The sequence below is a fragment of the Paraburkholderia sp. JHI869 genome (assembly GCF_038900775.1).
In the GTDB taxonomy this organism is placed as follows: Bacteria; Pseudomonadota; Gammaproteobacteria; order Burkholderiales; family Burkholderiaceae; genus Paraburkholderia.
In genome coordinates this window covers 479,205-499,616 of record NZ_JAYMSC010000003.1, presented here as the reverse complement: position 1 = coordinate 499,616, position 20,412 = coordinate 479,205, and the positions used below count along the sequence as shown (strand labels likewise).

The 20,412-nt window shown below is 64.8% G+C and carries 19 protein-coding genes and 3 tRNA genes; 17 read left to right on the top strand and 5 right to left on the bottom strand.

The annotated features are described in order from the left end of the window. The first annotated feature begins 11 nt into the window (after nt 1-11). From VSR72_RS08670 to nagZ, 10 genes are all read left to right on the top strand, one after another. A complete protein-coding gene (locus VSR72_RS08670; RefSeq protein WP_342951963.1) occupies nt 12-1,529 on the top strand; it encodes a DegQ family serine endoprotease in 1,518 nt (505 codons plus the stop codon). A gap of 5 nt (nt 1,530-1,534) precedes the next feature. After that, nucleotides 1,535-1,870: a glutaredoxin family protein gene (locus tag VSR72_RS08665; RefSeq protein ID WP_342951962.1), complete on the top strand. Its 336-nt coding sequence runs from the start codon at nt 1,535-1,537 to the stop codon at nt 1,868-1,870. A 175-nt stretch (nt 1,871-2,045) separates the two neighbouring features. Beyond that, the gene (lepA, locus tag VSR72_RS08660) at nt 2,046-3,839 is read left to right on the top strand and encodes a translation elongation factor 4 (RefSeq protein WP_342951961.1); all 1,794 of its coding nucleotides are present in this window, start codon (nt 2,046-2,048) and stop codon (nt 3,837-3,839) included. 35 nt (nt 3,840-3,874) lie between these two features. Next, the gene (gene lepB / locus VSR72_RS08655) at nt 3,875-4,771 is read left to right on the top strand and encodes a signal peptidase I (RefSeq protein ID WP_342951960.1); all 897 of its coding nucleotides are present in this window, start codon (nt 3,875-3,877) and stop codon (nt 4,769-4,771) included. A 221-nt stretch (nt 4,772-4,992) separates the two neighbouring features. Next, the gene (gene rnc, locus VSR72_RS08650; protein ID WP_342951959.1) at nt 4,993-6,150 is read left to right on the top strand and encodes a ribonuclease III; all 1,158 of its coding nucleotides are present in this window, start codon (nt 4,993-4,995) and stop codon (nt 6,148-6,150) included. 54 nt (nt 6,151-6,204) lie between these two features. Beyond that, nucleotides 6,205-7,110 carry a GTPase Era gene (era, locus tag VSR72_RS08645; protein ID WP_342951958.1) on the top strand — a complete coding sequence of 302 codons (906 nt, stop codon included), beginning with the start codon at nt 6,205-6,207 and terminating at the stop codon, nt 7,108-7,110. An 18-nt stretch (nt 7,111-7,128) separates the two neighbouring features. After that, the gene (gene recO, locus VSR72_RS08640) at nt 7,129-8,127 is read left to right on the top strand and encodes a DNA repair protein RecO (protein WP_342951957.1); all 999 of its coding nucleotides are present in this window, start codon (nt 7,129-7,131) and stop codon (nt 8,125-8,127) included. After that, nucleotides 8,124-8,888 (top strand): pyridoxine 5'-phosphate synthase, encoded by a 765-nt coding sequence (pdxJ, locus tag VSR72_RS08635; RefSeq protein ID WP_133183593.1) that lies wholly within the window; start codon nt 8,124-8,126, stop codon nt 8,886-8,888. Before recO ends, pdxJ begins: the two co-directional genes overlap by 4 nt. A gap of 53 nt (nt 8,889-8,941) precedes the next feature. After that, nucleotides 8,942-9,352, top strand: a complete 411-nt coding sequence (gene acpS / locus VSR72_RS08630; protein WP_342951956.1) for a holo-ACP synthase — start codon at nt 8,942-8,944, stop codon at nt 9,350-9,352. Nucleotides 9,353-9,396: 44 nt separating this feature from the next. Then, nucleotides 9,397-10,437, top strand: a complete 1,041-nt coding sequence (nagZ, locus tag VSR72_RS08625; RefSeq protein WP_342951955.1) for a beta-N-acetylhexosaminidase — start codon at nt 9,397-9,399, stop codon at nt 10,435-10,437. Nucleotides 10,438-10,519: 82 nt separating this feature from the next. On the opposite strand, the gene VSR72_RS08620 is transcribed toward nagZ, so the two are convergent. The 4 genes from VSR72_RS08620 to earP all read right to left on the bottom strand — a co-directional run bounded on the left by VSR72_RS08620 (nt 10,520) and on the right by earP (nt 14,687). Continuing rightward, complete coding sequence (locus VSR72_RS08620; RefSeq protein WP_342951954.1) at nt 10,520-11,905, bottom strand: sigma-54 dependent transcriptional regulator; 1,386 nt, start codon at nt 11,903-11,905, stop codon at nt 10,520-10,522. A gap of 336 nt (nt 11,906-12,241) precedes the next feature. Then, nucleotides 12,242-12,451, bottom strand: a complete 210-nt coding sequence (locus tag VSR72_RS08615; RefSeq protein ID WP_342951953.1) for a CsbD family protein — start codon at nt 12,449-12,451, stop codon at nt 12,242-12,244. A 292-nt stretch (nt 12,452-12,743) separates the two neighbouring features. Then, a complete protein-coding gene (gene efp / locus VSR72_RS08610; protein ID WP_133183590.1) occupies nt 12,744-13,301 on the bottom strand; it encodes an elongation factor P in 558 nt (185 codons plus the stop codon). 201 nt (nt 13,302-13,502) lie between these two features. Beyond that, nucleotides 13,503-14,687: an elongation factor P maturation arginine rhamnosyltransferase EarP gene (gene earP / locus VSR72_RS08605; protein WP_342951952.1), complete on the bottom strand. Its 1,185-nt coding sequence runs from the start codon at nt 14,685-14,687 to the stop codon at nt 13,503-13,505. Between the two features lie 211 nt (nt 14,688-14,898). Here earP and uvrC point away from each other — a divergent pair, with 211 nt between their 5' ends. The 7 genes from uvrC to VSR72_RS08570 all read left to right on the top strand — a co-directional run bounded on the left by uvrC (nt 14,899) and on the right by VSR72_RS08570 (nt 19,412). After that, nucleotides 14,899-17,136: an excinuclease ABC subunit UvrC gene (gene uvrC / locus VSR72_RS08600; protein ID WP_342951951.1), complete on the top strand. Its 2,238-nt coding sequence runs from the start codon at nt 14,899-14,901 to the stop codon at nt 17,134-17,136. Nucleotides 17,137-17,260: 124 nt separating this feature from the next. Then, entirely contained in the window at nt 17,261-17,851 is a 591-nt protein-coding gene (pgsA, locus tag VSR72_RS08595; RefSeq protein ID WP_042261239.1) for a CDP-diacylglycerol--glycerol-3-phosphate 3-phosphatidyltransferase, read from the top strand. A 200-nt stretch (nt 17,852-18,051) separates the two neighbouring features. After that, a tRNA-Gly gene (locus VSR72_RS08590) sits at nt 18,052-18,127 on the top strand. A 78-nt stretch (nt 18,128-18,205) separates the two neighbouring features. After that, nucleotides 18,206-18,281 (top strand) — tRNA-Gly (locus VSR72_RS08585). A 128-nt stretch (nt 18,282-18,409) separates the two neighbouring features. Next, nucleotides 18,410-18,483 (top strand) — tRNA-Cys (locus VSR72_RS08580). 81 nt (nt 18,484-18,564) lie between these two features. Continuing rightward, the gene (locus VSR72_RS08575) at nt 18,565-18,837 is read left to right on the top strand and encodes a DUF2164 domain-containing protein (RefSeq protein ID WP_342951950.1); all 273 of its coding nucleotides are present in this window, start codon (nt 18,565-18,567) and stop codon (nt 18,835-18,837) included. 86 nt (nt 18,838-18,923) lie between these two features. After that, the gene (locus VSR72_RS08570; RefSeq protein ID WP_342951949.1) at nt 18,924-19,412 is read left to right on the top strand and encodes a GNAT family N-acetyltransferase; all 489 of its coding nucleotides are present in this window, start codon (nt 18,924-18,926) and stop codon (nt 19,410-19,412) included. Between the two features lie 29 nt (nt 19,413-19,441). Here the strand turns inward: VSR72_RS08570 and VSR72_RS08565 are convergent, their stop codons facing one another. Next, complete coding sequence (locus tag VSR72_RS08565; RefSeq protein ID WP_342952048.1) at nt 19,442-20,326, bottom strand: cytochrome c oxidase assembly protein; 885 nt, start codon at nt 20,324-20,326, stop codon at nt 19,442-19,444. Between the last annotated feature and the right edge of the window lie 86 nt (nt 20,327-20,412).

The following is a 20,412-nucleotide window of genomic DNA, read 5'->3' as shown; positions in this document are numbered from 1 at the left end:
CTGACTTCGATATGACGATTCTCCCGCTGCGCAAATTCTTCGCGGCCGCGGTCGTGGCGGCGTGCCTGCCGTTCGCACCGCACGTGGCATCGGCGGCGCCGGCTGCCAACCTGCCCGACTTCGCCGACCTCGTGGACAAAGTGGGGCCGTCGGTCGTCAATATCCGCACAACCACGCGCGTCTCCTCGGCCCAACGCGGACTCCCGCCGGGCATGGATCAAGGCGACATGTCGGAATTCTTCCGGCGTTTCTTCGGCATCCCGCTTCCGCAAGGTCCGCAGGGTGGGCAGGGCGGCGGTCAAGGTGGCAGCCAGGGCGGAAGCCCCGGCGGCGGCTCCGACTCCGGCCCGGACAGCGGCAACGACTCCGAGCAGAACAGCGGTGTCGGCTCGGGCTTCATCCTGTCGAGCGACGGCTACGTAATGACCAACGCGCACGTGGTGGACGACGCGGACAGCATCTACGTGACGCTTACCGACAAGCGCGAATTCAAGGCGAAGCTGATCGGCGTGGACGACCGCACGGACGTTGCCGTGGTGAAGATCCAGGCCGCGAATCTGCCGGCTGTGACGATGGGCGATTCGAACAAGGTGCGCGTGGGCGAGTGGGTCGTGGCGATCGGTTCCCCGTTCGGCCTCGAAAACACCGTGACGGCGGGCATCGTGAGCGCGAAGGGGCGTGACACGGGCGACTATCTGCCGTTCATCCAGACCGACGTGGCAGTGAACCCCGGCAACTCGGGCGGTCCGCTCATCAACATGCAGGGCGAGGTGATCGGCATCAACTCGCAGATCTACAGCCGCACCGGCGGCTTCATGGGCATCTCGTTCGCGATTCCGATCGACGAGGCGATGCGCGTGGCGGATCAGCTCAAGTCCACGGGCAAGGTTACGCGCGGCCGTATTGCCGTGGCGATCGGCGAGGTGACGAAGGACGTGGCCGACTCGCTCGGCTTGCCCAAGGCGCAAGGCGCGCTCGTTTCCAGCGTCGAGCCGGGCGGGCCGGCCGACAAGGCGGGCATCCAGCCGGGCGACATCATCCAGAAGTTCAATGGCGTGCTCGTCGATGCCGCGACCGACCTGCCGCGCATGGTCGGCGACACGAAGCCGGGCACCAAGGCCACCATCACGATCTGGCGCAAGGGCGCGACGCGCGATTTGCCGATCACGATCGCCGAGATGCAGACCGACAAGAGCGCGAAGGCCGACCCGAAAAAGGCGCCGGAGCCCAAGCCGCGCGCGTTGACTGCGCTCGGTATCGCGGCGGTCGATATTCCCGCCGACCAGCTCGCCCAGCTCAAGATCAAGGGCGGCGCGATGGTGGATTCGGTGGACGGCCCAGCGGCGCGCGCCGGCCTGCAGAAGGGCGACATCATCCTGCGCGTGGGCGACACGGATATCACGAGCGCGAAGCAGTTCCAGGACGTCACGTCGCATCTCGACCCGCAGAAGATGGTGGCGGTGCTCGTGCGGCGCGGCGACAACACGCAGTTTGTGCCGCTGCGCCCACGCGCGCCGGGGCAGAAGTAACGCCGATGCGCACGCCCATGCGGTCATCGTCGGCAGCGCCGGGCGCGCTCGAGCGTGCGAGCGCGCACCTCGTGCTCTACGCTCGCGCGTGGTGTCATCTGTGCGAGGAGATGCGCGCGGCGCTCGAGCCGCTCGCGGCGGCAGCGGGGGCGCGGATCGACGTGATCGATGTCGATTCCGACCCCGAGCTTCAGGCGCGCTACGACGAACTCGTGCCGGTGCTCCTTTGCGACGGCATCGAGTTGTGTCACTACCACCTCGACGAAGCGCGCGTGCGCGCCACGTTGGGCCTGGGTCCGGACGCGCCGAGCGTACCGCTGACGGCGCCGGGCGGAGCGTGAAACTTACGGCCGGCACGCCGCGGGACATCTCCGCCGCGGCATGACACATCCGTTACATCACCGGATGGTTCGCCCGTGGGACCCCTTTTCGGCTAAAATAGTCCGGTTTTTCATCTATTTACGAGGCGTGTCCAGCTATCGTTGGGGCGCGCCTTTTTCGCTTGATCGGCACTGAATGGATCATATTCGTAACTTCTCGATCATTGCGCACATCGACCATGGCAAGTCGACGCTTGCCGATCGCATCATCCAGCTGTGCGGCGGCTTGTCCGACCGCGAAATGGAATCGCAGGTGCTCGACTCGATGGATCTCGAGCGCGAGCGCGGCATCACCATCAAGGCGCAGACCGCAGCGCTCTCGTACAAGGCGCGTGACGGCAAGGTTTACAACCTGAACCTGATCGACACGCCGGGGCACGTCGACTTCTCGTACGAGGTGAGCCGCTCGCTCTCCGCGTGCGAGGGCGCGCTGCTCGTGGTGGACGCGAGCCAGGGCGTAGAGGCGCAGACGGTGGCGAACTGCTACACCGCGATCGAACTCGGCGTGGAAGTCGTGCCGGTGCTCAACAAGATCGACCTGCCCGCGGCCAACCCCGAAAACGCCATCGAAGAGATCGAGGACGTGATCGGCATCGACGCGACCGACGCCACTCGCTGCAGCGCGAAGACCGGCCTCGGCGTGGAAGACGTGCTCGAATCACTCATCGCCAAGGTGCCGCCGCCCGAGGGCGATCCGGAAGCACCGCTGCAGGCGCTCATCATCGACTCGTGGTTCGACAACTACGTCGGCGTGGTCATGCTCGTGCGTATCGTCAACGGCACGCTGCGTCCGAAGGACAAGATCAAGCTGATGGCCACCGGTGCGCAGTATCCGGTCGAGCACGTCGGCGTGTTCTCGCCCAAGTCGCGCAACCTCGAGCAGCTTTCGGCGGGGCAGGTGGGCTTCATCATCGCCGGCATCAAGGAACTGGCCGCGACGAAGGTGGGCGACACCGTCACGCTCGCGACGAAGCCGGCGCCCGAGCCGCTGCCGGGCTTCAAGGAAGTGAAGCCGCAGGTGTTCGCGGGCCTTTATCCGGTCGAAGCGAACCAGTACGACGCGCTGCGCGAATCGCTCGAAAAGCTGAAGCTCAACGACGCCTCACTGCAATACGAGCCGGAAGTGTCGCAGGCGCTGGGCTTCGGTTTCCGCTGCGGCTTCCTGGGTCTCCTGCACATGGAAATCGTGCAGGAGCGTCTCGAGCGTGAGTTCGACATGGACCTCATCACCACGGCGCCTACCGTGGTGTACGAAGTCGTGCAGGCGGACGGCACCCAGATCAAGGTCGAGAACCCGGCGAAGATGCCGGAGCCCCCGAAGATCGCCGAGATCCGCGAGCCGATCGTGACCGTGAACCTGTACATGCCGCAGGACTACGTGGGTTCGGTCATCACGCTCTGTACGCAGAAGCGCGGCAACCAGATCAACATGCAGTACCACGGCCGCCAGGTGCAGCTCACGTACGAAATTCCGATGGCGGAAATCGTGCTCGACTTCTTCGATCGTCTGAAGTCGGTGTCGCGCGGCTATGCGTCCATGGACTACGAGTTCAAGGAGTACCGCAGCGCGGACGTCGTGAAGGTCGACATGCTGATCAACGGCGACAAGGTCGATGCGCTGTCCATCATCGTCCACCGTTCGCAGTCGCAGTACCGCGGCCGCGAAGTGGCGGCGAAGATGCGCGAGATCATTCCGCGCCAGATGTACGACGTAGCCATTCAGGCCGCGATCGGCGCGCACATCATCGCGCGCGAGAACATCAAGGCGCTGCGCAAGAACGTGCTGGCCAAGTGCTACGGCGGCGACATCACGCGTAAGAAGAAGCTGCTCGAAAAGCAGAAGGAAGGCAAGAAGCGGATGAAGCAGGTCGGTTCGGTCGAGATTCCGCAAGAGGCCTTCCTCGCCATCCTTCGTGTCGAAGATAAATAAGTAACGCAAATAAGCCGGACAACGGATCTATCTACATGAATTTTGCGCTGATACTCTTTGTGCTCGTCATCTTGACGGGCGTTGCGTGGGTTGCAGACAAACTGGTGTTCATGCCGCGCCGGCGCCTCGCCGCCGATGCGGCGGTTGCGGAGTTCGACCGTCAGCAGGAGCGCATTGGCGAGCGCTTTGCCGATGAAAACGCGCCTGTCACGCGGCAGAACCTGCGTAACGACAAGCTGCGCCAGCCGTGGTGGCTCGAATACACGGCGAGCTTCTTTCCCGTCATCCTGATCGTGTTCCTCGTGCGCTCGTTCGTCGTGGAGCCGTTCAAGATTCCGTCGGGTTCGATGGTGCCCACGCTGCTCGTGGGTGACTTCATCCTCGTGAACAAGTTCGACTACGGCATCCGCCTGCCGATCACGAACACGAAGGTCACGCAGGGCCGTCCGCTCGAGCGCGGCGACGTGGTCGTGTTCCGCTATCCGAAAGATGAGTCGGTCGACTACATCAAGCGCGTGATCGGCCTGCCGGGCGACGTGGTTGCCTATCAGGACAAGCAGCTCACGATCAACGGCAAGCCGGTGCCGGAAGTGCCGCAAGGCGACTTCTTCGACGAAGAGCGCATTGGCTACGCGAAGCAGTTCACGGAAGACCTTGGCAACGGCCGCAAGAACAACATCCTGAACAATCCGGCGGTGCCGCCGTTCATCGTGGGTGCAGAGGATTATCCGTATCGCGACAACTGCCAGTACAACGCGCGCGGCGTGATCTGCAAGGTGCCGGCGGGCCACTACTTCATGATGGGCGACAACCGCGACAACAGCGCGGACAGCCGCTACTGGGGCTTCGTGCCCGACGCGAACATCGTGGGCCGCGCGTTCTTCATCTGGATGAACTTCAGCAACCTGCGTCGCATCGGTTCGTTCGAGTAATGTGTGTTTGATCGACATGCGATGCATGTTGATCACGCCGCGCGAAGACGCACTAGAAGCCGCAACAAAAAGCGTAGGCGCGAACACGAGTTTCACTCGCTTCAAGCGCATCGCATCTTCGCGCGCTACTTGAAGAATCCTCGGTAACGTCGCTTCATCACGGTTTTTCGCCCGCCGCCCCCTGTTTTCGCCGGGGGCGGCGGGCGCGTTATACTCTCGCCATGCCCCAATCTCCGTTGGAAAGCCGTTTGCGCTACGAATTTCGCAATGCGGAATTGCTGCGCCAGGCTTTAACCCACCGCAGTCACAGTGCCACGCATAACGAACGCCTCGAATTCCTCGGTGATTCGGTTCTGAATTGCGCGGTGGCTGCCCTATTGTTCCAACGTTTTGGCAAGCTGGACGAAGGCGACCTCTCGCGCGTGCGCGCAAACCTGGTCAAGCAGCAGTCGCTTTACGAGATCGCTCAGGCCCTCAATATTGCCGACGGCCTGCGTCTCGGCGAAGGCGAGTTGCGCAGCGGCGGCTTCCGCCGCCCGTCGATCCTCGCCGATGCGCTGGAAGCGATCTTCGGGGCGATCTTCCTCGATGGCGGCTTCGACGCCGCCCAGACGGTCATCAAACGCCTCTACGTGCCGATTCTCGATCACATCGACCCACGCACGCTCGGCAAAGATTCCAAGACGCTGCTGCAGGAGTACCTGCAAGGCCACAAGATTGCGCTGCCGACCTATACGGTCGTCGCGACACATGGTGCGGCGCACAATCAGCAGTTCGAAGTCGAATGCACGGTGCCCAAGCTCGACGTGAAGGTGTCGGGCTCGGGTGCGAGCCGTCGCGCGGCGGAGCAGGCCGCGGCGAAGAAGGCGCTCGACGAGGTCATGGCCGCGGCGCCCGCGCTGGTAGCCAAGCCGCGCCGCTCGAAGGGCGCGCGTGCTCCCAAGCCGGAGCCTGAGGTCGTCCCTGGCGTGACGGGCGTGCAGGGCGCGCTCGATCTGCGTTCGCCGGAACGCCGTGAGCGTGCCGCGGCGCGTACGGAACGTCCGGCGCAAGCCGCGGCAGCCGAAGGCGCGCCGCTTGCGGTGATTCGCGCTGCGCACGTGCAGGAGCGGCCGGCGGAGAAGGACAAGCCCGCGGAGAAGGCTGAGCGCGGTGCGGACAAAGCGAGCGACAAGCCCACCGACAAGGCCACAGGTTTCGACGCCGTACCGAGCGCCGGGGCCATCGGCCACCGTTCGGCCCCGGTCAAAGCCGAATCGGCGTTGCGCACCGCCGAGCGTGCGCAAACCGCGACCACTGGCGGCGCCAGCAGCGACGCCGAGACGCATGCCGAAGCCACTACGGCCATTCCCGTGCGCGCGGCCGATGCCGGCCACTGATTCCACCGAGGCGCGCCGCGAGCGCGCCTCCCGTTTTCCTATTCCGGTCCGATCATGAACGCTCCCACTTCCACTCCTGCCGGTTTCCGCTGCGGCATGGTCGCGATCGTCGGCCGGCCGAACGTTGGCAAATCGACGCTGATGAACGCGCTGGTCGGCCAGAAGATCAGCATTACGTCGCGCAAGGCGCAGACCACGCGCCATCGCATCACCGGCATCAACACGATCGACGACGCGCAGTACATCTTCGTCGACACGCCCGGTTTCCAGACGCGCCACAGCACGGCGCTGAACCGCTCGCTGAACCGCGCGGTCACCTCGACGCTCAGCGCGGTCGACGCCGTGCTGTTCGTGATCGAGGCTGGCAAATTCGGCCCCGACGATCAGAAAGTGCTCGACCTGATCCCGCCGAATGCGCCCACGATCCTGATTGCCAACAAGATCGACCGCGTGACCGACAAGGGCACGCTCTATCCGTTCATTCAGCAGGTGCAAGGGCTGCGCGAGTTCCGCGAGATCGTGCCGCTTTCGGCGCAGAACCCGGACGACATCAAGCGCCTGCTCGCGACGCTCAAGCCGTATCTGCCCGAAGGCGAGCCGATCTACGGCGAAGACGATCTGACCGACCGCAGCGAGCGTTTCCTTGCCGCCGAAATCCTGCGCGAGAAAGTGTTCCGCTGGACCGGCGACGAACTGCCGTACACGAGCACCGTGATCATCGACAAGTTCGAGCAGGAAGGGCGCCTTCGCCGCGTTTTCGCGACGATCCTCGTCGAGCGCGACACGCAGAAGGCGATGGTGATCGGCCAGAAGGGCGCAAAGCTCAAGCAGATCAGCACCGAGGCGCGTCTCGACATGGAGAAGCTGTTCGACGGTCCCGTGTACCTCGAAACCTTCGTGAAGGTGAAGAGCGGCTGGGCCGACAACGAAGCCGGGCTGCGCGCCTACGGTTACGAGTAAGCACGACGGGCACCGCGTATGAGTGACGGCGCAGCCGGAACCCTGCACGACGACCGGCCCGCGCACGACGAAGCGCAGGCCGACGAGGTATTCGCCGCGGGCGAAGCAGCGTCGGATTCCCGCGGCACGCAGCGCTCATCCGCGAAAAACGGCAAAAGCCCGAAGGTGGCGAAAGGCGCGGCCACGCGCAACGCGATGACCGAAGGCGCCGACGCCACGCTCGAAGGCCGAGCCGAACCGCGCCCCGCGCGCAAGACCACCGCACGCTCGCAACTGCCGCGCGCCTCCCGCAGCACCACACCCGATTACCGCATCGCCGAGCAGCCGGCTTTCGTGCTGCACAGCTACCCGTACCGCGAGACGAGCCTCATCATCGACGTGCTCTCGCGCGATCACGGCCGTGTGGCGCTCGTCGCGAAGGGCGCGAAGCGTCCGCACTCGGCGCTGCGCGGCGTGCTGCAAACTTTCCAGCCACTCGCGCTGTCGTGGAGCGGCAAGGGCGAGGTGCGCACGCTCACGGGCGCCGAGTGGGTGGGCGGCATGTTGCCGCTGACCGGCGACGCGCTGTTGTGCGGCTTCTACGTGAACGAGTTGCTCGTGAAGTTCATTGCGCGCGAAGACCCGCACCCCGAACTCTTTCGCCACTACGTCGTGACGCTCACGCGACTCGCTCACGACGAGCCGCCCGTGCAGGTGCTGCGCTCGTTCGAGCGCGTGCTGCTGCGCGAGGCGGGTTACGCGCTCGCGCTCAACCGCACTGTGAACCGCAAAGCCGTGGTGGCGGAAGGCCGCTACGTGTTCGATCCGGAACGCGGCGTGCGCGAAGCGTCGGACGAATGGCCTGCGCAATGGCCACGGCTTTCGGGGCAGACGTTGCTCGACATGGAAGAGGACGATTACCATCGACCCCAGACGGTTGCGCAGAGCAAGGCGCTCATGCGCTTTCTGCTGAACACTTACCTTGGCGGCACGCCGCTCGCGACGCGCCAGATTCTGATCGACTTGCAGAACCTATGAGCTTCTTTCTGACTTCTCCCAACGTGATCGACCTGGGCGTGAATATCGATCACGTCGCCACGCTGCGCAACGCGCGCGGCACCGCTTATCCCGACCCGATCCGAGCGGCGCTGCTCGCCGAAGAGGCGGGCGCCGACGCGATCACGCTGCATCTGCGCGAGGACCGTCGCCATATCGTCGACGCCGACGTGCGCGCGCTGCGCCCGCAACTGAAAACGCGCATGAACCTCGAGTGCGCGGTGACGGCCGAAATGCTCGACATTGCGTGCGAAATCAAACCGCACGACGTTTGCCTCGTGCCCGAAAAGCGCGCGGAGCTGACGACCGAGGGCGGCCTCGACGTCGCTGGCCACTTCGACGCCGTTGCCGCCGCCTGCCGTCAGCTCGCCGATGCGGGCTGCCGCGTGTCGCTGTTCATCGACCCGGACGAAACGCAGATCCGCGCGGCGCACGAAACGGGCGCGCCGGTGATCGAGCTGCACACGGGCCGCTATGCCGAGGCGCACGACGCCGGCGAGCAGGAACGCGAATACGAGCGCGTGGTAACGGGCGTGAACTGCGGCAACAGCCTCGGACTGAAGGTGAACGCCGGCCACGGCCTGCACTACACGAACGTGCAGCAGATCGCGGCCATCGACGGCATCGTCGAATTGAACATCGGCCACGCGATCGTTGCGCACGCAATCTTCGCGGGTTGGGAGAACGCCGTGCGCGAAATGAAGGCGATCATGGTCGCGGCGCGTCTCGGCACCCGCGGCTGATCGCAACCTCACGCGTCGTACTCACGCAATCGACATCTCTCGACGGGAGTCTCATGGCGATCTACGGTATCGGCACCGACATCATTCAGGTGAGCCGCGTGGCGGCAGTGATGGAGCGCACCAACGGGCGCTTCGCGCCGCGCGTGCTAGGCCCGGACGAACTCGCCGTCTACGAGGCGCGCAAGGCGCGCTCGGAGGCGCGGGGCCTGGCCTACCTGTGCACGCGGTTCTCCGCGAAAGAGGCATTTTCGAAAGCGATCGGCCTAGGCATGCGCATGCCGATGACCTGGCGCGCCATGCAGACCCTCAACGAGCCGGGCGGCCGTCCCGTGATCGTTGCTTCGGGCGATCTCGCGCGCTGGCTCGACGAACGTGGCATCACGGCACGCGTGAGCATCACCGACGAGCATGAATACGCGGTGTCGTTCGTCGTTGCCGAAATCAACGCCGCAGTCAACGGTTGATATCTCTCGCCGTGCGTCGCGCGGCATCTACACAAAACTCATCGATGAAGAATAATCCCGGGCCCGTAATGCTCGACGTGGTGGGCACCACGCTGAGCGACGATGACGTGCGCCGTCTCGCGCACCCGATGACCGGTGGCGTGATCTTGTTCGCGCGCCACTACGAGAACCGCGCGCAGCTCGTCGCGCTCACCGACTCGATCCGCGCGGTGCGCGAGGACCTGCTGATCGCCGTCGACCATGAAGGCGGCCGCGTGCAGCGCTTTCGCACCGACGGCTTTACGGTCCTGCCCGCCATGGGGCGCCTCGGCGCGCTGTGGGACAAGGACGTGCTGCTCGCCACCAAGCTCGCGACGTCAGTGGGCTACATCCTCGCGAGCGAGCTGCGCGCGTGCGGCATCGATCTCTCTTTTACGCCGGTGCTCGATCTCGGCTACGGCCAGTCGAAGGTGGTCGGCGACCGCGCGTTCCATCGCGACCCGCGCGTCGTCACGCTGCTCGCCAAGAGTCTCAATCATGGGCTTTCGCTTGCGGGCATGGCCAATTGCGGCAAGCATTTCCCGGGTCATGGCTTTGCGACGGCGGACTCGCACGTCGCGGTGCCGGTGGACGAGCGTCCGCTCGAGGCGATCCTCGGCGAGGATGCGCAGCCGTACGACTGGCTCGGCCTGTCACTGACGGCGGTGATGCCGGGGCACGTGATCTATCCGAAGGTCGATTCGAAGCCCGCGGGCTTTTCGCGCATCTGGGTCGAGGAGATTCTGCGCAAGCGCCTGCGCTTCACGGGCGCAATCTTCAGCGACGACCTCTCGATGGAGGCCGCGCGCCAGGGCGGCACGCTCACCGAGGGCGCGCGCGCCGCGCTCGAAGCGGGCTGCGACATGGTGCTGATCTGCAACCAGCCGCACGAGGCCGAAAAGGTGCTCGACGCGTTGCGCACCACGGAGCCGCGGCGTGCCGCCAAGGCCTCGGACCTGCGCATCAAGCGCATGCGTGCACGCGGCAAGGCGCAACGCTGGGACAAGATGGTGGCGGACCCGGGGTACATCGAGGCGCAGGCGTTGCTGCGCAGCGTATTGCCCTGATTGCGGCGTCGGAAAAACAAAAAAGGCGGTCCTTCGGAAACGAAGGATCGCCTTTTTTACATGCAGCGCGTGTCTTGCGGACTCAGTTCAGCCGCATGCGCTGCAGCTTGTTGTAGAGCGTCTTGGGACTGATGCCAAGCAGCGAGGCGGCGCGGTGCCGCGTGCCGCCCACGGCGTCGAGCGTTGCGCGGATCAGCATTTCTTCCACGTCGGCGAGCGGCGTGCCCACGGTGACCTGCACGCGGCCGCCGTTCATCTCGCGCTGCCCCGCGCCGCTGCTTTCCTCGGCCTGCAAGGTTTCCAGCACCTCGCCCGAGGCGTGCCACGCGCGCCGCACGCGTTCGTGCAGCTCGCGCACGTTGCCGGGCCAGTCATACGCGAGGCACTCGCGGACGAACGAAGGCGCGACGAGCCGCGTCGCACCAGCCAGACCGTGCGCCTGGGCTTCCTGATTGAGTTCGTCGATGCATGCGAGGGCGAGCAGGGCAGCGTCGTCGTCACGCTCGCGCAGCGGCGGGAGCTGGATTGCCGCGGCGTCGAGGCGCAGCCACAGATCGTCGTGCAATGCGCCCTGCTGGACGGCTTCGCGCGGAATCGCACGGGTGGCGGCGATCAGGCGGAAATCGGTGCCCACCTCACTGCTGCCGCCCACGCGCATGAAGGTCTGCGAATCGAGCGCGCGCAGCAGCGTTTCCTGCTGCTCGCGCGGCAGGTCGGTCAGCTCGTCGATGAAGAGCGTGCCGCCGCTCGCCTGATCGACGAGACCGGGCTCGCGCTGTTCCGCGCCCGTGAACGCGCCGCGCTCGTGGCCGAACAGCACGCTCGCGAGCGGGCGGCCAGCGGCCGCTTCGGCCACGAGCGAGCGCGCGTCGCACACGATGAACGGCCCTTTGCGGCGGCGGCTCAACTGGTGGAGCGTGCGCGCGGCGACTTCCTTGCCGGTGCCGGCCTCGCCGTGCACGAGCAGTGCCGATTCGGTGGGCGCGAACTGTTCGAGCGTGTCGTAGACATGCTGGATCGCGGCGCTGCGCCCGAGCATGGGGCCGAAGTGGCCCATCTGGCGCAGTGTGGCGCGCAGCGCGCGCACTTCCTCGGTCAGCTCGTAGGGACGCGGAATGCGCGCGAGCAGGCTGCGCAGGCGCGGAATGTTGACGGGCTTGAGCAGATAGTCCCAGATGCCGTGGCGCAGGCCTTCGATCGCGCTTTCGACCGTGGCGTTGCCGGTCATCACGATCACGGGGAGCGCGCCGCCTGGCGGCTGCGCGGGCAAGTGCGGCAGCAGCTCGAGACCGCCGCCGTCGGGCAGGTTCAGGTCGACGAGTACGACGTCAGGAATGAAGCGCGCCAGGGCGGCGCGCGCTTCGGCGAGACTGGCAGCGGTGTCGACGGAGAACCCGTCGGCCGACAGGATCGCAGAGAGTCCTGACAGGCTATTGGGATCGTCTTCGACAATCAGGGCGTGTGGCATGGCGGTAGCGGCTTACGGATGAGCGCAGGCGCGCCGGCGCTGCGCGCGCGGGGTAGCGCACGCGCCCCGGCAGACAGCTGCGCGGCGCGCGGGAGCGCGGCACGATGCGAAAGATTTCACCGAGATCACGGAGATGTCTCGTAGCAGGGTGTTCAGTTCCGGTCCTCCCAGTTGTGCTGCGCCAGAGCGGGGGGCGCGACGGCTTCGCCGGGCAGCGAGCCGCCGGCGGCCGAGCAGCAGCGCAAGCCCGAAGCGCCAGGCGCTTTGGCATGCGTGCAACCCCCTGTTTGCCTGCAAGTGGGCGACGGCCGTAACGGCCATCCCGTGGACGGTGCGTCAGTCGCGCGGCCAGTGTGCGTCGAACCAGCGGCGCACTTCCAGTTCTGCCTCGTCACGCGTCTTGCCGTAACGTTCCTGGATGAGCCCGGCGAGCCGATCCGCACGGCCTTCGGCTTTCGCGAGTTCGTCGTCCGTCAACTCGCCCCATGCCGCTTTGGCCTTGCCGACCAACTGCTTCCACTTGCCTTCAGCAATGTCGTTATTCATTGTGTTTCTCCTGAAAAGGGGAAAGAGCGTGGAACGTATGCTCTTTCCCCTCACAGCAGAAACCGTGCCGCGGGAGTCAATCTGACCGGTGCGCGCCGCGCTTGTTCGCCGCCTGTTCATTGCAGACGGCAAGTGCGCAATTTGTTACGCATAACCGGTAAGGTTTTCCGTAGCAGTCTCAAACATACACGTTCGGCAAAAAAAGAAAAAGCGCCCCGTGGGGGCGCTTTCACAGCGGTGTCCGCCTTTCGCCGCCGGGGCAGCGGGCGGGCGCGTTTAGCCTGATGTGGCCTTAGGCGCGGCTGCGGTACTCGTTCGTACGCGTGTCGATTTCGATCTTGTCGCCGATGTTGCAGAAGAGCGGCACTTGCAGTTCGAACCCGGTGTTCAGCTTGGCGGTCTTCAGGACCTTGCCCGACGACGTGTCGCCCTTGACGGCCGGTTCCGTGTAGATGATCTCGCGCACCAGCACGGTCGGCAGTTCGACCGAGATGGCCTTTTCGTTGTAGAACACGACTTCGCAAGCCATGCCGTCTTCGAGGTAGTTCAGGGCGTCGCCCATCATCTCGCCTTCGACTTCGAACTGGTTGTAGTCGGCGTCCATGAACACGTACATCGGGTCGGCGAAGTACGAATACGTCACTTCCTTGCGATCCAGCACGACGACGTCGAACTTGTCGTCCGCCTTGTACACGGTTTCCATGCCCGCGCCGGTCAGCAGGTTCTTGAACTTCATCTTCACGACGGCGGAGTTACGGCCCGATTTGTTGTACTCGGCCTTTTGCACGACCATGGCGTCGTTGCCGATCATCACGACGTTGCCGACGCGGAGTTCCTGTGCGGTCTTCATAGTAAAAAACTGTCCTGTCCAGATTAAGTAGCTTCGAGTGTGCTCGACGGCAAACGTCGCAAGCGGATTCGGTCGGTGCCGCAGTTGCTGTGGTGCAACCGCTGCGACCCTCTTTCGCGTGTGCACGATGAGGGCGCGAAACTCGAAGCGCTGCGTTAGACCGCTTGAGGCCGCTTGAGACGGCTGCCGTCGGATAACCGCTTATTTTAACTGACTTTTTGCGAAACCGGCGAGATTTCCGGCGAGATCGCCAACCTGCCCGAGCTCTTTGGCCCAGGCGTTCGCACGCGCCGCGTACACGGGCAAATGCTGCGCGAAATCGGCCCAGTCCGGCGTGCCGCGGCCATTCCACGCATGCCAGAAGCGTTCGAGCGCGGCGCGCGGCGCCTCTGGCAGCGTGCGGCCGTAGTGCGCGAGCGCGGCATCGAGCTTCGGCAGATGGGCTTCGTCGGCTTGCGGATAGATGTGCCAGACAAACGGTCGCGCGGCCCATTGCGCTCGCACGAACGAATCCTCGCCGCGCACGAAGTTCAGATCGCTCGCCCAGAGCAGAGGGTCGTAACCGCGCTGCTCGGTGAACGCAAGCGCGTGCGCGTGCAGCGCGCCGCGCGTGGCCTGCGAGCCTGCGCCGAACGCCGTGTCCCCGAAAAAGCGCGCGAGCGCGCCAGAGATGCGGCCCTCCGGCACGAGCAGGACGACCGGCTTTGCGCCGTCGCGCCATTGTTCCAGCAGGTGGTCGACGGCGGGGTTCTCGTAGGCGAAAAGCGAGATCACGGTGGCTTCCTGCCCGGGCGGCGGGCCGCCCGTGGCGCGCTGCCACCATGCGGCGCGGGCGTCTGGCGAGCGCTCGAAGTCCGCGCGCGCGGCGTCGAGCGCGCGCTCCTTGAGCACGCCGCCCGTGCCGGGGCCGAGGCCGGGGAAGAAAAAGTGCTTGGCGAGCGCGTAGCGCGGATGCGGCGAGGGCCGCAGATGAAAATCGGCCACCCAGTCTTCCGCGCTCAGATATTCGAGATTGAGCCAGACGGGTTTGCGCGCCCGCTCGGCCATCGCCGCGACGTAGACGGGCGGCAATTCGCACGCGAACGCCTCGATCACGACATCGGCGATCTGCAGCGTGTCGCCCGCGTGCTCGGGCTCGTGCCAGTGCTCGACGAGCACGCCTTCGACCGACTGCGTCGCACGGCTCGGGTCGAGCGCGGGGCAGAGCTTCTGGAAAGCGTGCAAGTCGTCGACGAACAGGCGCACCTGCCAGCCGTGCTCACCGGCGAGCTGGCGCGCGAGCCGCCAGCACACGCCGATGTCGCCGAAATTGTCGATCACGGCGCAAAAGAGGTCGCAGGCGATGGGGATATCGCTAGCGGCGGCGGGGGGATGGGCTTCTGTCATGGGTGGCGTAGGGTGGCGTGCGACGCGGCGAATCATGGCCGCCATGCCGCAGGCGGGTGCAGAGCGATCGCGCCGGCAGGTTCGGCGCAGGTTCCGCGCGGCATGGAATGATCTAAACTTGCGATTCTAGGACACAGCCATGAACGCGTCGCGACGGCGGCGCAGGGCCTGGCCTCACCTCACTTGACGCACCGCCCGTCCCCGAAACTGGATGACCGACACCGACGTTTTCGACCCGAAAAAGACGCTCGCGCAATTGCCGCATCTGCCAGGCGTGTATCGCTACTACGATGCGCAAGGCGCGGTCCTCTACGTCGGCAAGGCGCGCGACCTGAAAAAGCGCGTGTCGAGCTACTTCACCAAGACGCAGCTTTCGCCGCGCATCGCGATGATGATTACGCGCATTGCGCGCATCGAAACCACGGTCACGCGTTCCGAGGCCGAGGCGCTGCTGCTCGAGAACAATCTCATCAAGGCGCTCACGCCGCGCTACAACATCCTTTTTCGCGACGACAAGTCGTATCCGTTTCTCAAGATCACCGGGCACAAGTTCCCGCGCATGGCGTACTACCGCGGCGCGGTCGATCGCAACAATCAGTACTTTGGGCCGTTTCCGAGCGCCTCGGCCGTGCGCGAAAGCATCCAGATCCTGCAGCGCGTGTTCCAGTTGCGCACCTGTGAGGACTCGGTGTTCAACAACCGCACCCGGCCTTGCCTGTTGCATCAGATCGGGCGCTGCACGGCGCCTTGCGTGGGCGCGATCGGCGAAGAGGATTACGCACGCGACGTGAACAACGCATCGCGCTTTTTGCTGGGCCGGCAAAACGAGGTGATGAAGGAACTGGAGACGAAGATGCACGCGTTCGCCTCCGAGCTCAAGTTCGAGCAGGCGGCGTCCGTGCGCAACCAGATGAGTTCGCTTTCGACCGTGCTGCATCAGCAGGCCATCGAAACGGGCAGCGAGAGCGACGTCGACATTCTTGCCGTGGTGGCGCTGGGCGGGCGCGTTTGCGTGAATCTCGCGATGGTGCGCGGCGGCCGGCATCTGGGCGACAAGGCTTATTTCCCGGCGCATGTGGAGCGCGCGCTCACCGACGAAGAGGGCGGCGTCGCCGAGGAAATCGACAGCGAGACCGTGGTCGCGGCGAGCGCATTGAAGTCGCTGCCGTCGCTCGCGCGCAAGACGGTGGAGGATTACGTCGAGGAAGCGCAAGAGGCCGACGCGCAAGACGAAGCGGCGCTCGAAGCGGATCCGCTCGATCCGCTTACGATGGCGGCCGACCTCGCCGACGATGAAGACGTGGAAAGCGATGCCGCATCCGATACACCCGCCGACACGCCCGCGCTCGAGCCGCAGGCGGCTTCGCGCGGGAAGCGCGAGATCGGCATCGAATCGGAAGTGCTCGATGCCTTCATCGCGCAGCACTACTTCGGCAACCGCGTGCCGCCCGTGCTGGTGGTCAGCCATCCGCCCGCGAACCGCGAACTCGTCGATGTGCTGAGCGAGCAGGCAGGGCACAAGGTCTCGGTGCTGCGCCAGCCGCAAGGGCAGAAGCGCGCGTGGCTCGCGATGGCCGAACAGAACGCAAGGCTCGCGCTTGCGCGCCTGCTCTCCGAGCAGGGTTCGCAGCAGGCGCGCACGCGCACGCTCGCGCAGCTACTTGGGCTCGAGCTCGACGATCTCGCGCATTTGCGCATCGAGTGCTTCGACATCAGCCACACGATGGGCGAGGCGACGCAGGCGTCATGCGTGGTCTATCACCATCACAAGATGCAGTCGGCCGAATACCGGCGCTACAACATCACCGGCATCACGCCCGGCGACGATTACGCCGCCATGCGCCAGGTGCTCACGCGCCGCTACGAGAAGATGGTCGCGCAAGCGGCGCGTGCCGAAGCCGAAGAGGCGGCGCCCGTGCCGGCGCCCGATCCCGCCGACCCGAACGCAGCTTCGGAAGTCGTGGAGCCCAACGAGGCAGTCGAAGCCCCGCCGCCCGGCGGCACGCTACCCAACATCGTGCTGATCGACGGCGGCAAGGGGCAGGTCGAGATCGCGCGCCAGGTGTTCACCGAACTGGGTCTCGATCCGGCGATGCTGGTGGGCGTGGCGAAGGGCGAGGGGCGCAAGGTCGGCCTCGAAACGCTCGTGTTCGCCGATGGCCGCGCGCCGCTCGAACTCGGCAAGGAGAGCGCCGCGCTCATGCTCGTCGCGCAGATTCGCGACGAGGCGCACCGCTTCGCCATCACGGGCATGCGCGCGAAGCGCGGCAAAACACGCCAGACTTCGCGTCTCGAAGAACTGGAGGGCGTGGGGGCGAAGCGCCGTCAGCGCCTGCTCGCGCGCTTTGGCGGGCTGCGAGGCGTGATGGCGGCAAGCGTGGAAGATCTGGCGAGCGTGGAGGGCATCTCGCGCTCGCTCGCCGAACAGATCTACCAGCAGCTTCACTGATGCGGCGGCCGCGTTGACCAGGTCCGGGACCGGCCTTTCCTTACGGTTGCTTGTGGCACGTGCGGCGACGCGGCACAATTGCATCTCCCATAATTGCATCTCCCCCGACAGATAGCGCCAGCCGATGCCGTTCAATATTCCGATTCTCCTGACCTGGCTGCGGATCCTGGCGATTCCGCTCGTGGTTGGCGTGTTCTATCTGCCGCAGACGATGCTCTCCCCGATGCAGCAGAACGTGCTGGCGATGCTGCTCTTCGTGCTGGCGGCGCTCACCGACTGGTTCGACGGTTTTCTCGCGCGCAAGTGGAATCAGACGTCTTCGTTCGGCGCCTTCCTCGATCCTGTCGCGGACAAGCTGATGGTGACCGCGGCACTGCTCGTGCTCGTGCATCTGCAGCGACTCGATGCCGTGATCGCGCTCGTGATCGTCGGACGCGAGATTGCAATTTCGGCGCTGCGCGAATGGATGGCGCAGATCGGCGCATCGAAGAGCGTGGCCGTGAATTCGCTCGGCAAGTTCAAGACCGCGTGCCAGATGGTCGCCATTCCCATGCTGCTGTTCTACGCGCCGCTCACGCTCGGCGGCGTGACGCTGTTCGACTCGCGCGTGTGGGGCGCGTGGCTCATCTACGTGGCGGCGTTCCTCACGATCTGGTCGATGCTCTACTACATGAAGCTCGCGTGGCCCCAGATCCGCGAGCGGGGCAGTCTGTGATCCGGTCTGTGATCGTTACGCTGTGAATCCCTCATGGCTTTTTCCAAAAAGATCACGCGAAGGGGTTGACACGATTCTGCGGGTTATACATAATCTCACTTCTCCGCTGCACGACGCAGTAGCAAGCAAGCAGATGCGGTGGAGATAGCAGAAGATAAGCGGTGGTTAAGCGAAAAATCTGCGAAGTCTGAAGCAAATATGCGGGAGTAGCTCAGTTGGTAGAGCGCAACCTTGCCAAGGTTGAGGTCGCGAGTTCGAGACTCGTCTCCCGCTCCAGAATTTGAGGTGCGGCGTTTTTTCAGTAGGGAAAAACGAAGCGCTGAAGCAGGAAAATTGCAGTAAAGCAGGACATTTGCGGGAGTAGCTCAGTTGGTAGAGCGCAACCTTGCCAAGGTTGAGGTCGCGAGTTCGAGACTCGTCTCCCGCTCCAAATGCCAAGGGGAAGCAGCGCTTCCCTTTTTGTTTGGCAGGCTTTGATCAGCGCATCAAGCCATCAAACAAATCTGTCCGGTGGTTGCGGGCGCAAGCAATTTGCCTTAAACCGGTCAGTCCGCTTCTGGCGCGATAGCAAAGCGGTTATGCAGCGGCCTGCAAAGCCGTGTAGGCCGGTTCGACTCCGGCTCGCGCCTCCAGATGCAAAACAAGAGCCACCTTCGGGTGGCTTTTGTTTTTGCGCCAAAATAGTCGGAACCCCACCCCTGCGGTTTCCCGACATGTCCATCGAACTCCCCGAAGACGCGCGCACCGAAGCGATTGCCTCCATCCAGCGCTATTTCGACGCGAACATGGAAGAGCCGATCGGCAACATCGCGGCGGGCGCGCTGCTGGGCTTCTTTCTCGAAGAGATCGCGCCGGCGGTCTACAACAAGGCCATTGCCGACGCGCAGGAGAGCATGCAGGCGCGCATCGTCGATCTCGACATCGATCTGCATGAAGAGCCGTTCCAGTACTGGCGCAAATACGAGCAACCGCGCCGGCGAAAGTGAGCGCAGCCCGTACGGCGGGTTTGTGACGCGCGCGGCGCGCGGCATAATCGTGGTCATTGACGATGTTTTGATGGAAATCACCGACCATGACCGTGCAGTCCGCCGCCTTGCCGCTACCCCAATTCGACTGGCAATGGAAAGCTTTTGATGCGCTCGACGCGCGCGAGGTCTATGCCATGCTCAAGCTGCGCTCCGACGCGTTCGTCGTCGAGCAGAACTGCGTGTATGGCGATATCGACGGTCTCGACTTCGGCGCGTGGCATCTGTTCGCATGGAACGGGCAGGGCAGCGAGCGCGAACTCGCGGGCTATTTGCGCGTGCTGCTGCCCGACGCGGACGACGCCGACGTGCGTATCGGCCGCGTAGTGACCTCGCAAAACCACCGCGGCATCAAGCTCGGCAACGCGCTGCTCGAACGCGCCATCGTGCAGATCGAGCGCCAATGGCCGGACGTCGCGATGCGTTTGCATGCCCAGGCGCATCTGCAGAAGTTCTACGGGGCGTTCGGCTTCTCACCCGTTGGCGAAATTCACGACGAGGATGGCATTCCGCACGTGTGGATGCGCTCGGCTTGAGCAATCCACGTCGCGTGTCGCGACGTGCATTATGTGCGCAGCGTGCGTTCTTCCTCGGGATGCGCACCGTGCGCGGCGTGTACGCCGGCGCGCCGCTCCCGCTGCAAACGTCCGCGCGCGGATAGGCGCATCCAGTGGCGCAGCGCGACCAGTGCGCCGATCACGCTCATCATCGACCCCGGAATCCACAGCAGCAGCCCGCCGATCTGCTGATCGCGCATGGGCGAAAGCCAGGTGAACGCGCGCCCGCAGATCGAATAAACCGGGTAAAGCTCGCGCGGCGTGAAGAAGATGAACGCGCCGAGCACGATCTGCGGCGGAATCGCCGCGATCACGACCAGCACGCGCTTGCCAGGCGAGAGGCGAGCGGGCGGGGCGGGGCGCGAGTCGAGCACGAGCCACCAGAACAGCAGCCCGTCGATCACCATGCTCCAGTTCATGACGCGGTAAAGACGCCAGTCGAGCATCGCGATGAAGTGGATCGGCGAAAAGAGCCAGAAGTAGATCAAGCCGACAAAGAGCCCGACCGCAACGACGGGATGCATGACGATGTCGAGCGCCACGCACACGGGCCGCGCGGCAAGTACGGGGCGCACGAAGCGCTGCCGCAACTTGAACGGAATACCCGCGCGCAGCGCCGCGCCTGGGTAGGCGAGCGCGATGAAGAACGGCCCCAGATGATGCAGCACGAGGTGCTGCGCGCGATGCATGAAGAACTCGTGCTCGAAGTAGTAGTCGAGCCGCGCATGGAGCACCACGTAGAGCGCGCCGAGCCCGAACCAGAACGAGATCTGGCGTGCGAGCGATACCCGCGCGTGCCGTTTGCCGCGCACGAACAGCACCGCCGCGAGCAGCGTGCAGATCATCACGGTCGGCGAAGGCTCCCAGGGTTGGAGCCAGTAGAGCAGGGTCATCGCGAGCATGGCGGCGGCCTTATTGTGGATTCCGCGGATTCAACATGCTTGCGCGCGCAACCACAGTGAATGCGCGCTTGTTTTGC

Bases quoted from the DNA above. Each gene is read 5' to 3' on its own strand.
- VSR72_RS08670 (WP_342951963.1), top strand. From the start codon at position 12: ATGACGATTCTCCCGCTGCGCAAATTCTTCGCGGCCGCGGTCGTGGCG.
- VSR72_RS08665 (WP_342951962.1), top strand. From the start codon at position 1,535: ATGCGCACGCCCATGCGGTCATCGTCGGCAGCGCCGGGCGCGCTCGAG.
- lepA (WP_342951961.1), top strand. From the start codon at position 2,046: ATGGATCATATTCGTAACTTCTCGATCATTGCGCACATCGACCATGGC.
- lepB (WP_342951960.1), top strand. From the start codon at position 3,875: ATGAATTTTGCGCTGATACTCTTTGTGCTCGTCATCTTGACGGGCGTT.
- rnc (WP_342951959.1), top strand. From the start codon at position 4,993: ATGCCCCAATCTCCGTTGGAAAGCCGTTTGCGCTACGAATTTCGCAAT.
- era (WP_342951958.1), top strand. From the start codon at position 6,205: ATGAACGCTCCCACTTCCACTCCTGCCGGTTTCCGCTGCGGCATGGTC.
- recO (WP_342951957.1), top strand. From the start codon at position 7,129: ATGAGTGACGGCGCAGCCGGAACCCTGCACGACGACCGGCCCGCGCAC.
- pdxJ (WP_133183593.1), top strand. From the start codon at position 8,124: ATGAGCTTCTTTCTGACTTCTCCCAACGTGATCGACCTGGGCGTGAAT.
- acpS (WP_342951956.1), top strand. From the start codon at position 8,942: ATGGCGATCTACGGTATCGGCACCGACATCATTCAGGTGAGCCGCGTG.
- nagZ (WP_342951955.1), top strand. From the start codon at position 9,397: ATGAAGAATAATCCCGGGCCCGTAATGCTCGACGTGGTGGGCACCACG.
- VSR72_RS08620 (WP_342951954.1), bottom strand. From the start codon at position 11,905: ATGCCACACGCCCTGATTGTCGAAGACGATCCCAATAGCCTGTCAGGA.
- VSR72_RS08615 (WP_342951953.1), bottom strand. From the start codon at position 12,451: ATGAATAACGACATTGCTGAAGGCAAGTGGAAGCAGTTGGTCGGCAAG.
- efp (WP_133183590.1), bottom strand. From the start codon at position 13,301: ATGAAGACCGCACAGGAACTCCGCGTCGGCAACGTCGTGATGATCGGC.
- earP (WP_342951952.1), bottom strand. From the start codon at position 14,687: ATGACAGAAGCCCATCCCCCCGCCGCCGCTAGCGATATCCCCATCGCC.
- uvrC (WP_342951951.1), top strand. From the start codon at position 14,899: ATGACCGACACCGACGTTTTCGACCCGAAAAAGACGCTCGCGCAATTG.
- pgsA (WP_042261239.1), top strand. From the start codon at position 17,261: ATGCCGTTCAATATTCCGATTCTCCTGACCTGGCTGCGGATCCTGGCG.
- VSR72_RS08575 (WP_342951950.1), top strand. From the start codon at position 18,565: ATGTCCATCGAACTCCCCGAAGACGCGCGCACCGAAGCGATTGCCTCC.
- VSR72_RS08570 (WP_342951949.1), top strand. From the start codon at position 18,924: ATGACCGTGCAGTCCGCCGCCTTGCCGCTACCCCAATTCGACTGGCAA.
- VSR72_RS08565 (WP_342952048.1), bottom strand. From the start codon at position 20,326: ATGACCCTGCTCTACTGGCTCCAACCCTGGGAGCCTTCGCCGACCGTG.